16 protein-coding genes are annotated in these 19,031 nt (G+C 52.3%); 6 read left to right on the forward strand and 10 right to left on the reverse strand.

Annotated elements, in window-relative coordinates:
- Window positions 1–3: 3 nt before the first annotated feature.
- The 8 genes from hyaD to puuD all read right to left on the reverse strand — a co-directional run bounded on the left by hyaD (window position 4) and on the right by puuD (window position 8,716).
- The gene (gene hyaD / locus OGV52_RS02890) at window positions 4–585 is read right to left on the reverse strand and encodes a hydrogenase 1 maturation protease (RefSeq protein ID WP_046276295.1); all 582 of its coding nucleotides are present in this window, start codon (window positions 583–585) and stop codon (window positions 4–6) included.
- On the reverse strand, window positions 582–1,316 hold the full coding sequence (gene hyaC / locus OGV52_RS02895) for a Ni/Fe-hydrogenase b-type cytochrome subunit (protein WP_286454953.1): 735 nt from the start codon (window positions 1,314–1,316) through the stop codon (window positions 582–584). The genes hyaD and hyaC overlap by 4 nt, the downstream gene beginning before the upstream one ends.
- An 18-nt stretch (window positions 1,317–1,334) precedes the next feature.
- Window positions 1,335–3,128, reverse strand: a complete 1,794-nt coding sequence (hyaB, locus tag OGV52_RS02900; protein ID WP_016155782.1) for a Ni/Fe-hydrogenase large subunit — start codon at window positions 3,126–3,128, stop codon at window positions 1,335–1,337.
- Window positions 3,125–4,252, reverse strand: a complete 1,128-nt coding sequence (hyaA, locus tag OGV52_RS02905; protein ID WP_046276297.1) for a hydrogenase 1 small subunit — start codon at window positions 4,250–4,252, stop codon at window positions 3,125–3,127. The genes hyaB and hyaA overlap by 4 nt, the downstream gene beginning before the upstream one ends.
- A gap of 208 nt (window positions 4,253–4,460) precedes the next feature.
- Window positions 4,461–5,741, reverse strand: coding sequence for an NAD(P)/FAD-dependent oxidoreductase (locus tag OGV52_RS02910; RefSeq protein WP_016155784.1), 1,281 nt, complete (start codon window positions 5,739–5,741; stop codon window positions 4,461–4,463).
- Window positions 5,742–5,743: 2 nt separating this feature from the next.
- The gene (gene puuC / locus OGV52_RS02915) at window positions 5,744–7,231 is read right to left on the reverse strand and encodes an aldehyde dehydrogenase PuuC (protein WP_080859997.1); all 1,488 of its coding nucleotides are present in this window, start codon (window positions 7,229–7,231) and stop codon (window positions 5,744–5,746) included.
- Window positions 7,232–7,368: 137 nt separating this feature from the next.
- Entirely contained in the window at window positions 7,369–7,926 is a 558-nt protein-coding gene (puuR, locus tag OGV52_RS02920) for an HTH-type transcriptional regulator PuuR (protein ID WP_016151913.1), read from the reverse strand.
- A 25-nt stretch (window positions 7,927–7,951) separates the two neighbouring features.
- Window positions 7,952–8,716: a gamma-glutamyl-gamma-aminobutyrate hydrolase gene (puuD, locus tag OGV52_RS02925; RefSeq protein WP_016151914.1), complete on the reverse strand. Its 765-nt coding sequence runs from the start codon at window positions 8,714–8,716 to the stop codon at window positions 7,952–7,954.
- Window positions 8,717–8,927: 211 nt separating this feature from the next.
- Between puuD and OGV52_RS02930 the strand changes: the two genes are divergently transcribed.
- From OGV52_RS02930 to OGV52_RS02940, 3 genes are all read left to right on the forward strand, one after another.
- The gene (locus OGV52_RS02930) at window positions 8,928–10,346 is read left to right on the forward strand and encodes a glutamine synthetase family protein (RefSeq protein WP_046276299.1); all 1,419 of its coding nucleotides are present in this window, start codon (window positions 8,928–8,930) and stop codon (window positions 10,344–10,346) included.
- A 386-nt stretch (window positions 10,347–10,732) separates the two neighbouring features.
- A complete protein-coding gene (locus OGV52_RS02935; RefSeq protein ID WP_047498299.1) occupies window positions 10,733–12,121 on the forward strand; it encodes an APC family permease in 1,389 nt (462 codons plus the stop codon).
- Window positions 12,122–12,286: 165 nt separating this feature from the next.
- Window positions 12,287–12,850, forward strand: a complete 564-nt coding sequence (locus tag OGV52_RS02940) for a DJ-1/PfpI family protein (RefSeq protein WP_049281633.1) — start codon at window positions 12,287–12,289, stop codon at window positions 12,848–12,850.
- Window positions 12,851–12,899: 49 nt separating this feature from the next.
- Here OGV52_RS02940 and OGV52_RS02945 read toward each other — a convergent pair whose 3' ends face one another.
- Together OGV52_RS02945 and OGV52_RS02950 are read right to left on the reverse strand one after the other, a co-directional pair.
- Entirely contained in the window at window positions 12,900–13,646 is a 747-nt protein-coding gene (locus OGV52_RS02945) for an SAM-dependent methyltransferase (protein ID WP_287108060.1), read from the reverse strand.
- Between the two features lie 11 nt (window positions 13,647–13,657).
- A complete protein-coding gene (locus tag OGV52_RS02950; RefSeq protein ID WP_016151932.1) occupies window positions 13,658–13,915 on the reverse strand; it encodes a YjhX family toxin in 258 nt (85 codons plus the stop codon).
- Window positions 13,916–15,226: 1,311 nt separating this feature from the next.
- Between OGV52_RS02950 and pepT the strand changes: the two genes are divergently transcribed.
- The 3 genes from pepT (at window position 15,227) to OGV52_RS02965 (ending at window position 19,004) form a co-directional block, all read left to right on the forward strand.
- Window positions 15,227–16,483 carry a peptidase T gene (gene pepT / locus OGV52_RS02955; RefSeq protein WP_016155790.1) on the forward strand — a complete coding sequence of 419 codons (1,257 nt, stop codon included), beginning with the start codon at window positions 15,227–15,229 and terminating at the stop codon, window positions 16,481–16,483.
- Window positions 16,480–17,841, forward strand: a complete 1,362-nt coding sequence (dcuC, locus tag OGV52_RS02960) for a C4-dicarboxylate transporter DcuC (RefSeq protein WP_016151934.1) — start codon at window positions 16,480–16,482, stop codon at window positions 17,839–17,841. The genes pepT and dcuC overlap by 4 nt, the downstream gene beginning before the upstream one ends.
- A 527-nt stretch (window positions 17,842–18,368) precedes the next feature.
- Window positions 18,369–19,004 carry a DUF2913 family protein gene (locus tag OGV52_RS02965; RefSeq protein ID WP_016151935.1) on the forward strand — a complete coding sequence of 212 codons (636 nt, stop codon included), beginning with the start codon at window positions 18,369–18,371 and terminating at the stop codon, window positions 19,002–19,004.
- The last annotated feature ends 27 nt before the right edge of the window (window positions 19,005–19,031 follow it).

Here is a 19,031-nt window from a genome sequence, read left to right on the forward strand (position 1 = left end):
TGCTTATCTCTCCAGCGTTACACGATACTGGCGAATACGCACGCCTTCATAGTTTTCCAGCGACAGGCATTCATAGTTCAGGCAGCGCGTTTCATCGATTGTCTGTGGCGCGATGCCCCACGCGGCCAGTTGCCTTAGCGCGGCTTGTTCTGCCGCCGGGAGCTGAGCGCGCGCGATGTCGGTCAGGCTGCCGCCATAGTCGTCCAGCTGCACCGGCTGTAGCCCTACGAGGGCGATGTGGGCGGGCAGATGACCGCGAATCTCCGCCAGAGCAAGCACTTCGGAGAAGCTGTTCTGATGCAGACTCATTTTTTTGGCGCTGAGGTAACTGGGGACTTGTTCACCGGCGTAGGATTGCAAAGTGCCTGGCGCGAGTCCGTAGTCGATAGCGTCCAGCAGCAACAAATGGCTGGCCTGCTCAACGTAGCCCAGCAGATTCAGCCCTTGCGTGCCGCCGTCGACAATCTCTACCCATTCTGGCCAGTGATAGTGGGCGTACAGGCGCTCGGCGACGCGAATGCCAAATCCTTCATCTGCCCACAGCAGGTTGCCTAAGCCCATCACGATGACGTTAGGTTCGCTCATGACGCCCCCTTATCGTGCTGGCGTTTGGCAAATTTGTGGCTACGATAGCCGTTGATCATGGTTGAGATGACTGTATCGTCAGACATGATGTCCTCGCGGATAGCCATATACACATGACCGATGATGAAGGCGGCGATGAACCACATCCCCAACCGATGCCAGCTGTGGATATCGAGAGAGTTACCGCCGGTCCAGTAGAAAAACTCCGTCACATAGTGGAAGGGGGTAAAAATGGCGTACTGGCTATGCTCGCTGTATAAGGCAAAACCGGTGAGGATCATAAAAACTGAGAGCAGGAAATAACCGAACATCGCCGCCTGCGCGACGGGGTTATGGCCGATATCTTCTCCCGGTTTTTTTTCCAGAAACAGATACCAGCGCACCACCGAAAAGGCACCCTGCCACCAGCTGCGACGCCAGACCGGCACGATAAACAGCTCGCGTGAATAGCGATTGCCGACGAAGGCCCAGTAAATGCGACCCAGCAGTATCACCGTAAACACCATGGCTGCGGCGAAATGCACTAACCGGATGTCGCCCATGTAGAACAGGTAAGTGGCTTCGCCGTTGACCGACGGCAGTGGTCGGCCAATGAAGTATCCGGTTACCATCAAAACCAACATGCAGCCCACTGTCAGCCAGTGCCACAAGCGTACGGGCGCTTCAAACACATAGTGGCTGACGGCGGTATCACGCGCCTCCCCGACGCGTGGGGATATCTTTCCAGTCATCGTTCCGTTCCTTAACGCTTAGCGAACCTGGACTGCGATAAGTTCGCTGCCGTCGTCGCCGAGGACGTGGGTTGAACATGCCAGGCAGGGGTCGAAGCTGTGCAAGGTGCGCAGGATCTCCAGCGGTTGATCCGGTATCGCCATTTGGGTGCCCATCAACGCCGCCTCGTAGGCGCCAATTTGCCCCTTCGGATCGCGCGGGCTGGCATTCCAGGTGGTCGGCACTACGCACTGATACACGTCGATCTTCTGGTCGCGAATCGACGCCCAGTGACCGAGTGCTCCGCGCGGCGCCTCGGTAAAACCGATCCCACGGCACTGCTGCGGCCAGCTTGCAGGCTCCCATTTTTCGGTATTCGCCGTAGCCAGATTGCCGTTTTTCAGGTTGGTCATCAGCTTGTCGAAGAAATATTGCAGCTTGCTCACGGCCCACTGCGCCTCGTGCGCGCGGCACAAAATACGCCCCAGCGTCGACTGCATACCCGACAGCGGCAGTTTGAGTGCGGACATCATGCGATCGACGGATTCAATCGTGGCGGCATCCCCTTTGTGATAGGCAATCAGCGTACGCGCCAACGGTCCAACTTCCATGGCGTGTCCGCGCCAGCGCGGGGCTTTAATCCACGAGTAGCGTTCCTGTTCGTTGAGCTGCTGGATATCGGTATCGCTGCCTTTGACATCGCCGGGGTTGTACCAGGGTTCAGTAATCCCCTCGAACGGGTGACGACCTAATTGATCGTCCGGATAACGGTACCAGGCATGATCGACAAACTCCTGAATTTGCTGCTGATCGGCCAGATCCACCGGCATGACATTGTTAAAATCACCGTTAATGACCGCGCCGCCAGGCATCAACAGGCTCTTCGCGCTGAAGTCGTTGGCAATATCCGGGAACGCGCCGTAGCTTAAGACGCACTTATCAGACAGCCCGGTGCCAATCTGGCTCCAGGGTTTGTTGAACTGGCCGATAGCCAGCGCGTCAGGAACCATGACGTTGTTGATGAAGTCGGCGGTGCGGGTGATGATCGACTGTACCAGGTTAAGACGTTCCATATCGACCGCGCCAACCGCGCCGCTCTGATCGATATTGATAGCGCATGGCATGCCGCCGACAATCCAGTTAGGATGCGGATTCTTGCCGCCAAACACCGTATGGATTTTGATAATCTCGCGCTGAAAATCGAGCGCTTCCAGATAATGGGCAAAGCCCATCAGGTTAGCCTCTGGCGACAGTTTGTACTGCGGATGTCCCCAATAACCGTTGCGGAAAATCCCCAACTGACCGCCGTCGACAAATTTCTTCAGGCGGTTTTGTACGTCAAAGAAGTAGCCTGGGGAGGACATCGGCCAGGCAGAAAGGCTTTGTGCCAACTGCGATGTTGCGCGCGGATCGGCTTTCAGGGCATTCAGAACGTCAATCCAGTCCATTCCGGCTAGCTGGTAAAAGTGGACCAGGTGGTCGTGGCACCACAGCGTCGCCAGCATAATATTGCGAATGATGTTGGCGTTGTCGGGCACCTTGATGCCAATGGCATCTTCAATGGCATAGACCGATGCGAGCGCATGTACGCCAGTGCACACCCCGCAAATTCGTTCGACAAACGCCCAGGCATCGCGCGGGTCGCGCCCTTGCAGAATAATTTCCAGTCCACGGAACATGGTGCCGCAGGACACCGCGTTGGTGATGATGTTCTGCTCATCAATGTTCACCTCACAACGCATATGGCCTTCAATGCGCGTAATGGGGTCGACAACCAGGCGCCGGCCGGCATTATTGACCGTATATCCCTGGGTTTGATACGAATTGCTCATGCCTGTTTATCCTCATTGTCTGGCGACTGTTGTCCGGCGTCGGCTAATTGCTGTTTGTGGCGGTTATGTTGATTGACGGCGCTGGCGACTGCGTGGACACCGACGCTGGCGGCCACCACGCCAAGCGCGGTGAGGCCCACGGTATCGGCGGTTGAATGCGTCCCCATCTGCGGGATATCGACCACGCGGCTGTAGAACGAACCGCGATCCCAGAAGCCGTTCTCTGAACATCCCAGACACCCATGACCGGACTGGATGGGGAAAGAAACGCCGCCATTCCAGCGGGTGGTGGAGCAGGCGTTATAAGTGGTAGGCCCTTTGCAGCCCATTTTGTACAGGCAATAGCCTTTTCGGGCAGCGTCATCGTCCCAACTCTCAACGAACTCCCCGGCGTCAAAGTGGGCGCGGCGGTAGCATTTGTCGTGAATACGCTGACCATAGAACATCAGCGGACGCCCCAAACGATCGAGTTCAGGCAGACGATCAAACGTCACCATATAGGTAATGATGGCGCTCATGACATCCGGAATCGGCGGGCAGCCGGGCACTTTCACGATTGGCTTATCGGTGATCACCTTATCGATCGGCGTTGCCTGGGTTGGATTAGGCCGGGCGGCCTGCACGCAGCCCCAGGAGGCACAGGTTCCCCAGGCGATAATCGCGCTGGCGCCTGCCGCAGCTCTTTTTAGCTTTTCAATAAACGGTCGCCCGCCGCTGATGCAGAACATTCCTTGTTCACCCAGCGGAGGATTGCCCTCGACGGCCAGAATGTATCGGCCGTGGTAGCGGCTCAGAATGTCTTCAAATACCTCTTCGGCCTGCGTTCCGGCGGCGGCCATCAGGGTGTCGTCGTAATCAAGAGAAATCAGGGAGAGGATGACGTCTTTGGCGAGTGGGTGAGAGGAGCGGATAAATGATTCGGTGCAACAGGTGCATTCCAGCCCGTGGATCCAGACGACCGGGATCCGGGGTTTGTTTTCCAGCGCCCAGGCTATTCTGGGCGTCATTGCGGCTCCCAGCCCAAGCGATGTTGCTGCGAGGCTGCAATATTTAAGAAAACTGCGTCGACTCACCCCTTTGCGGCGCATCGCCTGATAAAAGGTCTCCTCGTTATTCGTATTCATAACACGCGTTTCTTCCCCCGTTGAGTTCTGGCCACATCGCCAGCGATAATCTAAAAAAGCCTATCCGATCAGCGGGGATAAACAATGCAAAGTGTAGGGTTATGTCCTATTGCGATATTTTCGTGCCCGTTACCTGTTTTTCACTGTCCGGGAATAAAAAAACGCACAGGGGAGACCGCCCTGTGCGTCGGGTTTATTGCGGAAGAACTTAAACCCCAAGGCGATCGCGTAAGCTGTAATATGCCGCCCCCATGGCGGTAAACGGAATGCGCAGGCTGCGACCCCCTGGGAACGGGTAGTGCGGCAGTTTGGCGAAAGCGTCAAAGCGCTCGGCATCCCCGCGCAGCAGTTCAGAAATCAGACGTCCTGCCAGGTGGGTACAGGTCACGCCGTGGCCGCTGTAGCCCTGCATATAGTAAATGTTGGTATCAAGACGGCCAAACTGCGGCATGCGAGATAGCGTTAACAGGAAATTACCGGTCCAGCGGTAATCAATTTTTACCCCCTGCAATTGCGGGAAGGTTTTCAGCAGTTTCGGCATTACCAGACGTTCAATATCGTCCGGATCGCGGGCGCCGTAGACCACGCCGCCGCCGTACAACAGGCGGTTATCACCGGTCAGACGGTAGTAATCCAGCAGATAGTTACAATCTTCCACGCAGTAGTTTTTAGGAATCAGCGAGCGCGCCATCTCCGCAGACAACGGTTCGGTAGTTAACACCTGTGTGCCGCATGGCATGCTGCTTTTTGCCAGCGCAGGCTCCAGTTTGTCGCCGAGGTAGGCGTTGCCCGCGACGATCACAAAGCGGGCCGTAACCTGACCTTTTTCGGTGCTGACCACCGCCGGGCTGGTGTGCTGGATACGGGTGACCGGCGACTGTTCGAAGACGCGCCCGCCGTTCAGACGAATGGCGTTAGCTTCGCCAATCGCCAGGTTCAGCGGATGAATATGACCACCGCTGTGGTCGAGCAGCGCGCCGACATAACGATCGCTGCTGACTTCGCGACGAATTTCGCTGCTGTCTAACAGTTCAAGCTGCGTGTTGCCATAGCGTTCCCAGTTCGACTTCTGCTCCTCCAGCGTTTCCATCTGCTTGTGGTTCAGCGCCACAAACAGTCCGCCGGGGCGATAGTCGCATTCGATCTGATAACGCTTGATACGTTCGCGGATGATATTACCGCCTTCAAACATCATGCTGCCAAGCATTTTGGCGGCGTCCGGGCCATAGGTGCGCTCGATGACGTCGATATCGCGACTGTAGGAGTTCACCAACTGACCGCCGTTACGTCCGCTGGCCCCGAAGCCGATACGCGCGGATTCCAGTAGCACTACGTCGTAACCCATCTCCGCTAAGTGCAGGGCGGAGGAGAGACCGGTATATCCACCGCCCACGACGCAAACATCACAGCTAACCGACTCGCTAAGGGTGGGAAACGGTTCGTACTGATTGGCGCTTGCGGCGTAATAACTGCTGGTATGTTCAGTCATGATTAAGGCTCCAGGGAGATCCAAATGGTTTTCAGTTCGCTAAATTTTTCCAGTGCATGCAGGGACTTATCGCGCCCGTTGCCGCTTTGCTTATAACCGCCGAACGGCACAGTCATATCACCATCGTTGTAGTTATTAACGAAGACCGAACCGGCCTTCAGGCGACGACTCATGCGGTGGGCGCGCGACAGATCGCGGGTCCAGACCGCGGCCCCCAGGCCGTAGTCACTGTCGTTGGCCAGCGCCAGGGCTTCGGCTTCGCTGCTAAAACGGGTGACGACCAGTACCGGGCCGAAAATCTCATCGCGGCTGACGTGGGCTTGCGGGGCTGTATCGACAAAAATAGTCGGGCCGATAGCCGCTGGGTGTACGTGGCTGCGACCATCCAGCGCCAGCGTGCCTTGTGCTTCACCGTCGCGAATAAAACCGTGCACGGTGTCGGCATGCGCGTTGTCGATAAGCGTGCCCATCGTGGTTTCCGGATCCAGCGGGTTGCCCGGCTGCCAGTTTTTCGCCTGCTCTTTCAGCAGGGCGATGAACTCGTCGGCAATACTCTCTTCCAGTAACAGACGCGTACCGGCGATACAGACCTGACCCTGGTTATAGAAGATGCCTGCTGCAGCATTGGCGGCGGCTTTCGGCAGATCCGGGCAGTCGGCAAAAACGATGTTGGCACTTTTACCACCGGCCTCCAGCCAGACACGTTTCATATTGCTGTCGCCAGCGTCTTTGAGCAGTTGCTTGCCGGTGCGGGTCGAGCCGGTAAAGGTGATCACATCAACATCCGGATGCTGCGACAACGCCTGGCCCGCTTCGTGGCCATATCCGCTCACCACGCTGAGAACACCATCGGGCAAACCTGCTTTTTTTGCCAACGCAGCAAGGCGAATGGCGGTCAGCGGTGATTTTTCTGAAGGTTTGAGGATCACGCTGTTGCCTGCAGCCAGTGCCGGGCCAAGTTTCCAGCAGGCCAGCAGCAGGGGAAAATTCCAGGGCACGATGGCCGCAATGACGCCCACCGGCTCGCGCACAATCAGCGCCAGATCGCTCACCGAGGTGGTGGCCACTTCGCCATAGACTTTATCTATTGCTTCGGCGTACCAACGGATGGCGCGTGCCGCGCCTGGAATATCATCACGCAGGCTATGGCGAATCGGTTTACCGGTGTCGAGCGTTTCCAGTAGCGCCAGCTCCTCGTGATGCTGCTCCATTAAATCGGCGAACTTCTGCAGGACTGCCTTGCGCTCTGCGGGTGATGCTTGCGACCAGTCTCCGCGTTCAAACACGGTGCGGGCTGCGGTGACCGCTCGGTCTACATCTGCTTTTTTGCCGCGGGCGACTTTGGCGAGCGGACGTTGTCCTGCCGGATCCTGCGTAATAAAGGTTTCGTTATCGGCGGCTGCGCAATATTCGCCGTTAATAAATAAACGGGTCTCCGGCGAATAATGGCTGGCTTTTTCACGCCAATATTTAAGATTCTGAAAGTTCATAGCTACTCCTTTTATATCAATAAGATAAAGTTCGTTGCTGATCTTTTCAGGCAAAATCAGGCTGCACGATGCCCCAGGGATGTACCCTGTTAATGCGCGTTATTTAAGAAGGCCTGAGAAACTCAGGCCGCTACTTATTAGAAAGTGGTAGGAGTGTGGGCACTGATGATGCGGCAGATCCCTGCCGAGGTGTTGCTGAAGCTGTGTGGTATACCGGTGTTAATGGCATAACTTTGCCCTGCAACAAGATGATACGTTTGACCGTTGATGGTCAGTATCACTTCACCTTCCAGTATTGTCCCAATCTCTTCACCCTGGTGTTTAATTCTCTCCCCGGTTGTCGTACCTGGCTGATAGGTTTCAAACATCATGGCCAGCGTACGATTCGGATTTCCGTTGTGTACCAGCTTCATGGATACTCCCTGACTCCCGATCTCAATCAAATCATCCTGATTGATAACCACCTGCGGTTCGTCAGGCTTTTCCGGTTCCGCGAAGAACTCGGAGAGCGACAGCCCATAAACTTTCAATAGCTTTTGCAGCGTACTGATGGCAGGACTGACTTTATCCTGCTCTATGGTGCTGATGGCGCTATGCGTTAACCCAGACAGTTCGGCGGCACGACGCTGTGAAAGACCCAATTGCTGGCGGATCTCTGACAAACGTTTACCCGGCGCCAGGCCGTCATCGCTCATAATTGCATTTCCTTAACTGTAGTGGTCAGAGTCGCTGTTTTTCAGCGAGGTGGTTCTGACAAGCGGTGATAAAACCTTCAAGTAACAAACGCGACAGGGCGTATTCGCTACTGTTCCATTCCGGGTGCCACTGCACGCCAAGCGCGAAAGGATGGTCGTGAACGCTGGCTGCTTCCACTAATCCATCCTGCGAGCGTGCTTCCACGCGCAGTTGCGGGCCAAGGGTTTTTGCGCCCTGACCATGCAAGGAGTTAACCCAAAACGTGCTGCAACCTGGTATTAGCTGAGATAGCAATCCTCCCTGTTGAACCTGGACTTCATGAGATGGCGCATATTGCTGCTCCACCGGGAGTTCCGCATCTTCACGATGTTCCAGGAACTGTGAGTGATCGCACAGGCGACGATACAGAGTCCCGCCAGTGGCGACAACTAATTCCTGTAAGCCCCGGCAGATGGCGAAAATGGGAATGCGCCTTTCGAGCCCGGCGGTGATTAGCGCCATGCTCAGAAGATCACGCCCGGGATCGGCGTCAGACTCATCGCCATTTTCACCATAAAGGTGCGGCTGCACATTGCTTGGGCTTCCTGGCAGGAAGATACCATCCAGTTTCGGTAACAGCGCGTTCAGTAATTCGGGTTCCGCAAGCGCATGGGGAATCGCTATCGGTAATCCACCGGCGTTTAATACTGCATTCAGGTACTTTTCTTGCAGAGTCTGGGTCTCGTGACCCTTAAGCCTGTTCCTACACATCACTACACCAATAACTGGCTTGTCAAATATATTGCCCATGATCGACCTCACGTTTTGGAATAAATTATTGCCAAACGGTTCCTTGTTATGCCATTCCGTTCATTATTTTCTCAATCTAGCAGCGGAATAACCTTCTAGCAAACTTAATTTAACATTTGACAAACAATTTGTTTGCATCCAGAGTCGAAGAGTGGACATTATATTTAACAGTCAAATCACAGAACAGCTTACAGGCCAACGGCGGTGAATCATGGAAACCAATATCGTAGAAGTTGAGAATTTTGTTCAGCATTCTGAAGAGAGACGAAGTAGCGCGTTTGCGCGTGAAGTTAAGCAGTATCTGGAGCGCTATCCCAACACGCAGTTCGTGGATGTGCTGTTAACCGACCTGAATGGTTGTTTTCGTGGTAAACGCATTCCCGTTGCGGGATTACACAAGTTAGAGAAAGGCTGCTATTTCCCGGCATCCGTTTTCGCGATGGATATTCTTGGCAATGTGGTCGAAGAGGCGGGATTAGGCCAGGAGCTTGGCGAACCGGATCGGACCTGTGTCCCGGTGCCTGGCACGTTAACGCCTTCGGCCGCCGATCCGGAATGTATTGCGCAGATGATGCTGACGATGCTGGATGAAGATGGCGCTCCCTTTGACGTTGAGCCGCGGAACGTACTTAACCGACTCTGGCAGAAACTTCGCCAGCGCGGTCTGTTCCCCGTCGTAGCGGTAGAGCTGGAGTTCTATTTACTCGATCGTAAGCGCGATCCCGAAGGTTATCTGCAGCCGCCGTGCGCGCCGGGAACGGACGATCGGAATACGCAAAGTCAGGTTTACTCGGTTGATAACCTGAACCACTTTGCTGATGTGCTGAACGATATCGATGAACTGGCCCGTTTGCAGCTGATCCCGGCTGACGGCGCGGTGGCTGAAGCCTCCCCTGGGCAGTTTGAAATCAACCTCTACCATACCGATAACGTACTCGACGCCTGCGATGACGCGCTGGCGCTGAAACGCCTGGTACGGCTGGTGGCGGAGAAACATAAGATGCATGCCACGTTTATGGCAAAACCTTATGAGGAGCATGCCGGTAGCGGAATGCATATCCACATCAGCATTATGAATAATAAAGGCGAGAACGTGTTGGCCGATGCGAATGGCGATGATTCCGCGTTACTTAAACGTGCGCTTGCCGGGATGATTGATCTGATGCCCGCGTCAATGGCGCTGCTGGCGCCGAATGTGAACTCTTATCGCCGCTTCCAGCCGGGGATGTATGTTCCGACCCAGGCTTCCTGGGGGCACAACAACCGTACGGTGGCGCTGCGCATTCCCTGCGGCGATCGTGATAACCATCGGGTTGAATATCGCGTGGCGGGGGCTGACGCCAACCCGTATCTGGTGATGTCGACCATTCTGGCGGGGATCCTGCATGGTCTGGATAACGAGCTGCCGTTGCAGGAAGAGGTGGAAGGCAACGGCCTGGAGCAGGAAGGGCTACCGTTCCCGATCCGCCAGAGCGATGCGCTGTGGGAGTTCATGCAAAATGACAGTCTGCGTGAGTTGCTCGGGGAGCGTTTTAGCCATGTGTATCACGCCTGTAAACACGATGAACTGATCCAGTTTGAACGCCTGATTACCGACACTGAAATTGAGTGGATGCTGAAAAACGCCTGACAGGAAAGTGGCCCGGCGGCGTAATGTTTGTCGGGCCTGTCGCATTGTTTAGTCATTGAAAAAAAGAAGTCGCATCATGCGGTCTGAGCGGAGCCAGCCCGTCAATATTGCAGGATCACCTGCCATTTCCCGGATGTCGCGTAATGGAGCGGCTTGCGACAACGGGTCTTCAGATAACCGACAGAGTTTGTGACGAGGAAATGTGATGATGCCAATGTTTAAAAAACCGCCCCGCGTGAGCATCCATGGCTCCCGCAGTAAGTACGGACCGCATCTGTGCCGTGCAACATTGACGCCTTTCTTTTGGCTTTCCACCCCGACACGACCCAGGTCTGCTGTACCCACGTTTCGAACGCAGATCTGGGCCCGTGGCGGGGAGGAAAGCTATGTCGACTAATTCTTCTGTGGATCTCGCGGCCCAGCCGGGCAAAGCACAGTTGCGTAAATCCCTCAAGCTGTGGCAGGTGGTGGTGATGGGGCTGGCCTATCTCACACCGATGACGGTATTTGACACTTTTGGTATTGTTTCGGGTATCAGCAATGGCCATGTTCCGGCCTCCTATCTGCTGGCCCTGGCGGGCGTGCTGTTTACCGCCATCAGTTACGGAAAGCTGGTACGCCAGTTTCCACAAGCCGGTTCGGCCTACACCTATGCGCAAAAAGCGATCAACCCGCATGTGGGGTTTATGGTCGGCTGGTCGTCACTGCTTGATTACCTGTTCCTGCCGATGATTAACGTCCTGCTGGCGAAAATTTACCTTTCCGCGCTGTTCCCGGGCGTTGCGCCATGGATTTGGGTAGTGATGTTTGTAGCGATCCTCACCGCGGCCAATTTGAAAAGCGTTAATCTGGTGGCGAACTTCAATGCGCTGTTTGTACTGGTGCAGGTTGCGATAATCGTGGTGTTCATTGTTCTCGTGGTGCAGGGGCTGCACAAAGGCGAAGGGGTTGGGACCGTCTGGTCGCTGCAACCGTTTATCAGCCAGAATGCGCATTTGATCCCGATTATCACCGGGGCGACCATCGTCTGCTTCTCGTTTCTCGGTTTTGATGCGGTAACCACGCTCTCTGAAGAGACACCGGATGCCGCGCGTACCATTCCAAAAGCTATTTTCCTTACCGCGCTTTACGGCGGACTGATCTTCATTGCCGCCTCGTTCTTTATGCAGCTGTTCTTTCCGGATATTAGCCGATTTAAAGACCCGGACGCGGCGCTGCCGGAGATTGCGCTGTACGTTGGCGGCAAACTGTTCCAGTCTATTTTCTTGTGTACGACCTTTGTGAATACGCTGGCGTCAGGTCTGGCATCCCATGCCAGCGTTTCGCGTCTGCTGTACGTGATGGGCCGCGATAACGTCTTCCCGGAGAAGTACTTCGGCTATGTCCATCCGAAATGGCGTACACCTGCGTTGAACGTCATTATGGTCGGGATTGTGGCACTCTCGGCCCTGTTTTTTGACCTGGTGACCGCCACGGCGTTGATTAACTTTGGCGCGCTGGTGGCCTTTACGTTCGTTAATTTGTCCGTGTTTAACCACTTCTGGCGTCGTGAAGGGCGTAAGCATACCTGGCAGGAAAAGTTGCACTACCTGGTATTGCCAATGGTCGGCGCCGCCACCGTTGCCGTACTGTGGGTGAACCTGGAGGTGACATCGCTGACGCTGGGACTGGTATGGGCTGGCGTGGGGTTGGTGTATCTCGCCTACCTGACCGGACGTTTCCGCAAGCCGCCGCCGCAGTTTGACTCCGCGAAATCTGAGCAAGCCTGGGAGTGATAGAAACTTCAGGTATTAACAACAGGGCGCGCCGTCAGGGGCAACCCCCTTCAGACGTCCGGTGACGGCGTGTCCTGCGGTATTTATTAATGTCGTGAAATGCGTGGGCTATAGTAAAGATGGCCGTTATTTCTCATCATTAATAACCGTGAGCGGGGGATGTGAATGAAGAAGATACTGATGCTGGTCGGCGATTATGTCGAAGATTATGAAACGATGGTGCCTTTTCAGGCGTTGCAGATGCTGGGCCATCGTGTTGATGCCGTCTGTCCGGATAAAAGTCAGGGGGACTACGTTCAAACCGCTATTCATGATTTTGATGGGGCGCAGACCTACAGTGAAAAACCGGGTCATCGTTTTACGCTGAATGCGAATTTTGCCGAGGTGCGGGCCACCGATTACGACGCGCTGCTGATCCCCGGCGGACGTGCTCCGGAATATCTCCGGCTGAATCCGGATGTTATTAAGCTGGTGCAAGATTTCAACGCTGCCGGTAAGCCTATCGCCGCGGTCTGTCATGGACCTCAGCTATTAGCGGCGGCGGGGGTGTTAGAAAACCGGACCTGTAGCGCCTATCCGGCCTGTGCGCCAGAAGTTCGTCTGAGCGGCGGGCATTACGCAGATATCGGCATTGATCAAGCCCACGTGGATGGCAATCTGATTACCGCGCCTGCATGGCCCGCGCATCCGCAATGGCTGGCTAAATTTGTTGAAGTATTAATGAAGTAAGCAATGAAAAAAGTCGGTATAACCTGCCTCGTTATACCGACAGTAGATATTACCTCTGTATGAGTGCGAACACGCCCCAACCAATGTACTCCCGGGTGAAGGCTACGTGGCGTGTTGGTGAACTCCTCAGTTGCTCTCTGACTTCCGGGGCAAATTCATCGTCCGGATTTGCCTCCAGCCACCGGCGCATCGTCAGCCATTTGGCCGCCTCGTATCTGTCCCAACCCTCCTGGTCAGCCAGTACCATTTCAACCACGTCATAACCGAGCAGGTCGAAAGATGAAACGAGCTCTGGCAGAGAAAGAAAATCGGCCACGGCGGTGGCACCGCAAGCCTGGGCGATCTTCTCCGTGGCGGGTATTTGACGCCAGTACGGTTCGCCGATGAGTATGATCCCACCTGGTTTGAGACTTTGTTCCAGTTGTCTGATCGTTCCAGCGACGCCGCCGGCAATCCAGGTCGCACCAACGCAGGCGGCAATATCGAATTTTTCTTCGGCGATATAACCTGTTGCATCGGCATGAATAAAACGCACGTGCTCATTGACACCCAACTCTTTGGCCCGCAGGGTGGCTTGCTCACTGAACAGCCGGCTCATATCGATACCCACGCCGGAAATACCGTGATCGCGTGCCCAGGTGCACAACATCTCACCCGAACCGCTGCCGAGGTCCAGAATGCGTGTTCCCGGTGCCATCCGTAAAACCTGGCCTAACGTGGCGTATTTCTGTGCGGTGAACGGATTATGAATGCGATGTGCGCTTTCGCTGATGGTAAAAATCTTCGGGATATCCATCTCTCTTTCCTTTAGCGATTATCAAGTTGGGCGCGAACGTTGTTCAGGCCGGTCGTATTAATACGGTAGGGCTGACCATTGACGGATTTGATCAGTTTCTTGGTTCTGAGCTTTTTGAACACCTCGAGCGTGCAGTCGCAGAGCAGCAACCCTTCACGGCTATAGCATTCGACGGAAGTGACGCGGCCAGAGGCATCGCGGACGTGAGCAATACGGCCACCTTTGGCGAGAACGTGTAAGGTACGTTGTTCCTGACGGGATAAATTCATACTGGAAAACCTGTTTAATCATCATGTGCAAAACGTGCAAACACACAGCGGTGTCCGCATTCGAATTCGGCGCATTGATAACCAGTCCGGCCTGAAAAGGTCGGGAAGCTGATTATCAGATGATTACATTCTCCAGCATCAAAGCCTCGGGTTGAGTTGAAAGGTATTTACATGCTGAATCATACCTGCAAGAAACAGTAGGGGAACCTCCTTATAGTGGAAGTGTGATCTGTAACGAAAAATTGTATTTCTTTTATTTAATGACTTTTTAATTCTCGTTATGTAAATCGCATTTATTCATTAAATTAATTTAATGTTTCAGCGTCGCCAGAAACGCTATCGGTAGCCATACAGCATTGCTTTTTTATCACCTCATTGATTAGTATGGTTTACTCTTTTTGCTGGTTAATTTTGTTCTTTGATAAATGATCCTTTATCATAATTGTGGTTTTAAATGAAATTTGCAATTTAATGTTTTTAAGAATTTTCTTAACGTGGCTAAGTGTGTATACTCGGTCCTGCAAGAAGCGCTTCTGTTATCATTAAAACTATAAGTATGTCCTTAACACCCGTATTACCTCTGCCCTGAATCTCTTCTCGGGGGAGAGGTTTTTTTTGCCTGCATATTATTTGGCTTATCGTCATAAATGGAAATTTTAATATTATCGTTATTGATGTTCACATTATTGGTTACGCCGATTTAGCTCTACTGACCCCTACGGAAATATTGAAATAGTATCACCCTGAATCTATTTCATAGTGAATAGTATAATTCTGGCTATGTTTATGTGGGTATTATATAGCTTTCCTTATAACTGCCTTTTTTTCAGCGCGATAGAAGTTTTTCGCTTTTGAGGTAATTGTGATTTTGTTCACGGATTTTAGTGCGCGAAGTGGCTATTTGTAGAGAGGTGCAAACGGTTGCATGTTGCTGATACAGTATTCGTTCATTAAAAAAATATCGCGATGGTATGTCTTATGCCAGTACAGAGTACAGGAATCTAAATGATTTCTATTATCTCATAGGTATAGGGATACCGTTTATGACTTCTGTTAGCTTAACACCATGGGAAATAGCAGTAAAAACAGACAGGGAATATGATTTTATCAATCAGAAAGGAGTTTTTTAATCGCAGGTATAATCACTGGCCTTTTTATCTTCCTTTATATAAATCGTTGTCGTAATGCCCATAAAATCAGCGTTCTGGGATGAGCGCTGATTTTATTTGGTTCTCAGATTACTTACCCCACGCTGCATGCAGAACACCTCTCGCAGTACCTCATAAATGATACATTAAAGGATCTCCTGGAATGGATATTGTTGAACGCTTTATTAACTACACGAAAATCAATACCACAACATCAAGGGAAAACGGCGCTAATGGGATAATGCCTTCTTCTCCTGGTCAAATGGAACTGGCAAAACTGCTTGCAGCAGAACTTGAAGCATTAGGAATGGAAAACATTGAGGTCAGGGATACCGCTATAGTGACGGCAACCTTACCTGCAAATACTGATGACACGATCCCGGTGGTCTCTTTTTTTGGTCATCTGGATACCAGTGCGGAACAGACGGCAGACACCAAAGCACAACGCCTGCATTATCACGGCGGGGATTTATGCCTGAACAAAGAGCTGAATATTTACCTGCGCGAAAGTGAATTTCCGGAACTGAAAAATTATATCGGTGATGACCTGCTGGTGACCGACGGGACCAGTCTGTTGGGCGCTGATGATAAAGCAGCCATCGCCGCGATTATGAATGCTCTTGAGTATCTGGTCGCACACCCGGAAATAAAACATGGGCCGGTAAAAGTGGGTTTTGTCCCGGATGAGGAACAGGGCTTGCGTGGCGCAAAAGCGTTTGATGTTGCCGCGTTTGGTGCTGATTTTGGCTATACCCTGGATTGCTGCGGTATCGGTGAGTTTGTTTACGAGAACTGGAATGCGGGCGATGCGGAAATCATCTTTACCGGCCAGTCCGCACACCCGATGTCGGCCAAAGGTAAGTTAAAGAATTCGCTGCTGATGGCGCATAAGTTTATTGCCATGCTCCCAGGGGGAGAAGCGCCTGAATATACGGAAGGGCGCGAAGGGTATTACTGGGTAAAACAGCTACAGGGTAACAGTGCCCGCACGGTACTTAAGCTGGATATCCGCGATTTCAGTGAAGAAGGTTATAAGGCGCGTATGGCGTTTATTCGCCAGCTTGCCGTCAGCACCTGTGCCCTGTGGGGGGAAAACAGCGTGGTCTGTCATTTAGCCGATCGCTACGCGAATGTGTTGAACAGTTTGCAGGGGGACGCTCACTACCCGATTGATATTGCATTCCGCGCGTATCAGAAATGCGGCATAACGCCCGCACCTGTCGCCATGCGTGGCGGGTATGATGGCGCGGTACTGTCGCAGAAAGGATTGCCGTGCCCGAATATTTTTACCGGTGCTCATAACTTCCATTCAATTTATGAGTATCTGCCGGTGCGTTCTCTGCGGGCCGCCAGTGATGTGGTGGTGGCGGTGATTGAGGAAACTTATACTGAGTTCGCGCAGCGGAGAGCTCAGTCATGATTCAGGTGTTAATCGCACTTCTGGTTATCGTGGTGGTCGCGCGTCTGATTCTGAAAGGTTATCGTGCTGAACCGGTGCTCTTCATTGCGGGCTTAGTCTTGATGATTTGCACCGCGTTAACCGGATGGGGGTCCGTATTACCGAAGGGGGTTGCCAGTACGGGAATTTCCTTTCTCGATCCTTTCGAGGTAATGCGCGATCTCTTCAGCACGCGCGCCGCCGATCTCGGCCTGATGATCATGGCGTTAATGGGATTTGCGCATTACATGGATCATATCGGCGCAAATGAGGCGGTCGTGCGGGTAGTAACGAAACCCTTACGGGCGCTGCGTTCGCCCTATGTGCTCCTCTTTTTCTCCTACCTGCTCGCCAGCCTCCTGCAGTTGGCCATTCCTTCTGCAACCGGGCTTGCCGTGTTGCTGATGGGGACCATGTTCCCCATTATGCTGGGATTAGGGCTCTCAGCGGCCTCGGCTGCCGGGGTCATTGCTACTTCGCTTGGCGTGGCTTACACCCCGACGGCAATCGATGCTATCAGGGGCTCTAAAGCAGTGAATATGGATGTAGTGGAATATGTTGTTTACCACCAGGGACCCGCCGCGCTGGCAACGGTTCTGGTTGTCGGCGTGTGCCATTTTTTCTGGCAGCGGCATTGCGACCGTAAAGCAGGGACGTTACCGCGGGAAATCGGTAGCGCAGAAGTGACTGATTCAGGAAAATCCCCGGCTTTTTACGCGCTGCTCCCCATGCTTCCGATACTGATGGCAGTAGGATCATCCGAAATGTTCGTCAGGGGTATCAACCTGAATATTATCACCATTGTCCTCATTTCAATGACCATCTGTATGCTGATTGAATGGCTGCGAGTGCGTGATTTAAAGTCGGTCTGCGAAGGTTTCAGCCATTTCCTGAAAGGAATGGGCACTGCGTTTACCGGTGTGGTTGGACTGTTGGTTGCGGCAGGGGTTTTTGCTCACGGAATTAAAGTCATCGGTGCAATCGATCAGCTCATTCTGATGGCCGAACACGTGGGATTACCGCCGTTTGCCATGGCGGTAGTATTTGCGCTGGTGACGCTGGCCGCGGCGATCATTATGGGGTCGGGGAATGCGCCATTCCTCGCCTTCGTTGAGCTCATCCCGCAAATTGCCGCCAGTATGGGCGCTAACGCCGTTGCCATGATCCTGCCGATGCAGCAGGCATCGCATATGGGACGGGCCATTTCACCGGTATCCGGCGTCGTGATTGCCGTTTCCAGCGGAGCGAAAATAACCCCATTCGATGTGGTGAAGCGTACCGCCGTACCGCTGATTGTGGGGTTCGTTACTCACACCCTGATCATTGGTATTTTCTATTAACCGTACCAGCGACAAGCCAACCTCCGGTTCATTGAATCCGGATGTTGGCTTTTTGAATTAGGCGAAATTTAAACGCGTTAATATTACTGATACCTGTATAAAAAGCCTGGCCTGCTGCTGTGAGGCTGTCTGTCGCTCAGCGGAGGATAGAATGCGATTCCATTAGGATGTTTAATGGCTGTTTAGCGTTGAAATGGGTGTTTGTCTGGGGTGTCTGGTCAAAACTATCAGGATATTTCTTCTAATCAGCAATTTTTGAAGTTTTATGATGATCATATTTTTAACAGTAGGTGGAATTGATAACCTGTGAGTATTATTAGTTTTTATCTTTATCGTATAATTCTTATTATTTATCGCTGAGCCATCCGGGCATCAATGATTAATAAGAGTGATGTGTTAAGTTTGCAATTTTATTACATAGGGATAAATTAATCTGGATCATATTTTGATGTTTTTAGTTGTAGTATTTTTTAAAATGAAATAATGCAAGATTTACATGTAATAATGATTTATTTGGGCAGGTTTAAGTGGTAAGGGATTCAGGAAAAGTTAGTACGTTACGACACCATTATCAGGATGACCTGGAAGCGTTTACCTGGAGTGCATTGGTAGCAATTGGTATCGCAATACGGGACCGTAAGATTCATTCTAAAATGTCAGAGCATCTTTTTATTATGCAATGGCTGGCTATCGCTAAAAAAAGAAAGCTCTTCTCAAGGAACGTAATCAATGAACTTCAATGGCTAATTGATGAAGGCAAGAAAAAAAGCCTCAATGCACAACTTAAATTTAAAATAGAATATCTATACTCGACTTCGAGTGGCGATGTATCGATGCAAAACGACTATTTTAAGTTTACTCATACGATTGAGGTGTTGAGAAATAATGGCTGGGAAAGCTTTCTGCTTACGCCAGAGAAATGGCGAGATCTGCATGAAAAGATTAAGGTAAGAGAAGGTAATTTTATTTTTATGGATGACACTCGGCTGCAGGCGTGTTTTGGCGTGCAGGGTGAGATTGTCAAACCCTTCTGTATCCGGGTATATGGCGATGTTGAGTTTGCAAAGTTAACGTTCATTAAACATAACCTTCCGGCTGAATTTGTAAAACACGTTTCAAATGAGTTTTATCACTTCCATTTTCTTCTGGTAAGTAATGCTTAACTGACGATGTGAACAATGTGCTGTTAA

The sequence above is a fragment of the Citrobacter sp. Cb041 genome, assembly GCF_030336655.1.
GTDB lineage: Bacteria > Pseudomonadota > Gammaproteobacteria > Enterobacterales > Enterobacteriaceae > Citrobacter > Citrobacter braakii.

What these genes read in the sequence shown, in the direction of transcription:
- OGV52_RS02945 (WP_287108060.1), bottom strand. Translation starts at nt 13,646, where the DNA reads ATGGATATCCCGAAGATTTTTACCATCAGCGAAAGCGCACATCGCATT.
- hyaB (WP_016155782.1), bottom strand. Translation starts at nt 3,128, where the DNA reads ATGAGCAATTCGTATCAAACCCAGGGATATACGGTCAATAATGCCGGC.
- OGV52_RS02950 (WP_016151932.1), bottom strand. Translation starts at nt 13,915, where the DNA reads ATGAATTTATCCCGTCAGGAACAACGTACCTTACACGTTCTCGCCAAA.
- OGV52_RS02940 (WP_049281633.1), top strand. Translation starts at nt 12,287, where the DNA reads ATGAAGAAGATACTGATGCTGGTCGGCGATTATGTCGAAGATTATGAA.
- puuR (WP_016151913.1), bottom strand. Translation starts at nt 7,926, where the DNA reads ATGAGCGATGACGGCCTGGCGCCGGGTAAACGTTTGTCAGAGATCCGC.
- puuD (WP_016151914.1), bottom strand. Translation starts at nt 8,716, where the DNA reads ATGGGCAATATATTTGACAAGCCAGTTATTGGTGTAGTGATGTGTAGG.
- pepT (WP_016155790.1), top strand. Translation starts at nt 15,227, where the DNA reads ATGGATATTGTTGAACGCTTTATTAACTACACGAAAATCAATACCACA.
- hyaD (WP_046276295.1), bottom strand. Translation starts at nt 585, where the DNA reads ATGAGCGAACCTAACGTCATCGTGATGGGCTTAGGCAACCTGCTGTGG.
- OGV52_RS02930 (WP_046276299.1), top strand. Translation starts at nt 8,928, where the DNA reads ATGGAAACCAATATCGTAGAAGTTGAGAATTTTGTTCAGCATTCTGAA.
- hyaC (WP_286454953.1), bottom strand. Translation starts at nt 1,316, where the DNA reads ATGACTGGAAAGATATCCCCACGCGTCGGGGAGGCGCGTGATACCGCC.
- puuC (WP_080859997.1), bottom strand. Translation starts at nt 7,231, where the DNA reads ATGAACTTTCAGAATCTTAAATATTGGCGTGAAAAAGCCAGCCATTAT.
- OGV52_RS02935 (WP_047498299.1), top strand. Translation starts at nt 10,733, where the DNA reads ATGTCGACTAATTCTTCTGTGGATCTCGCGGCCCAGCCGGGCAAAGCA.
- hyaA (WP_046276297.1), bottom strand. Translation starts at nt 4,252, where the DNA reads ATGAATACGAATAACGAGGAGACCTTTTATCAGGCGATGCGCCGCAAA.
- OGV52_RS02910 (WP_016155784.1), bottom strand. Translation starts at nt 5,741, where the DNA reads ATGACTGAACATACCAGCAGTTATTACGCCGCAAGCGCCAATCAGTAC.
- dcuC (WP_016151934.1), top strand. Translation starts at nt 16,480, where the DNA reads ATGATTCAGGTGTTAATCGCACTTCTGGTTATCGTGGTGGTCGCGCGT.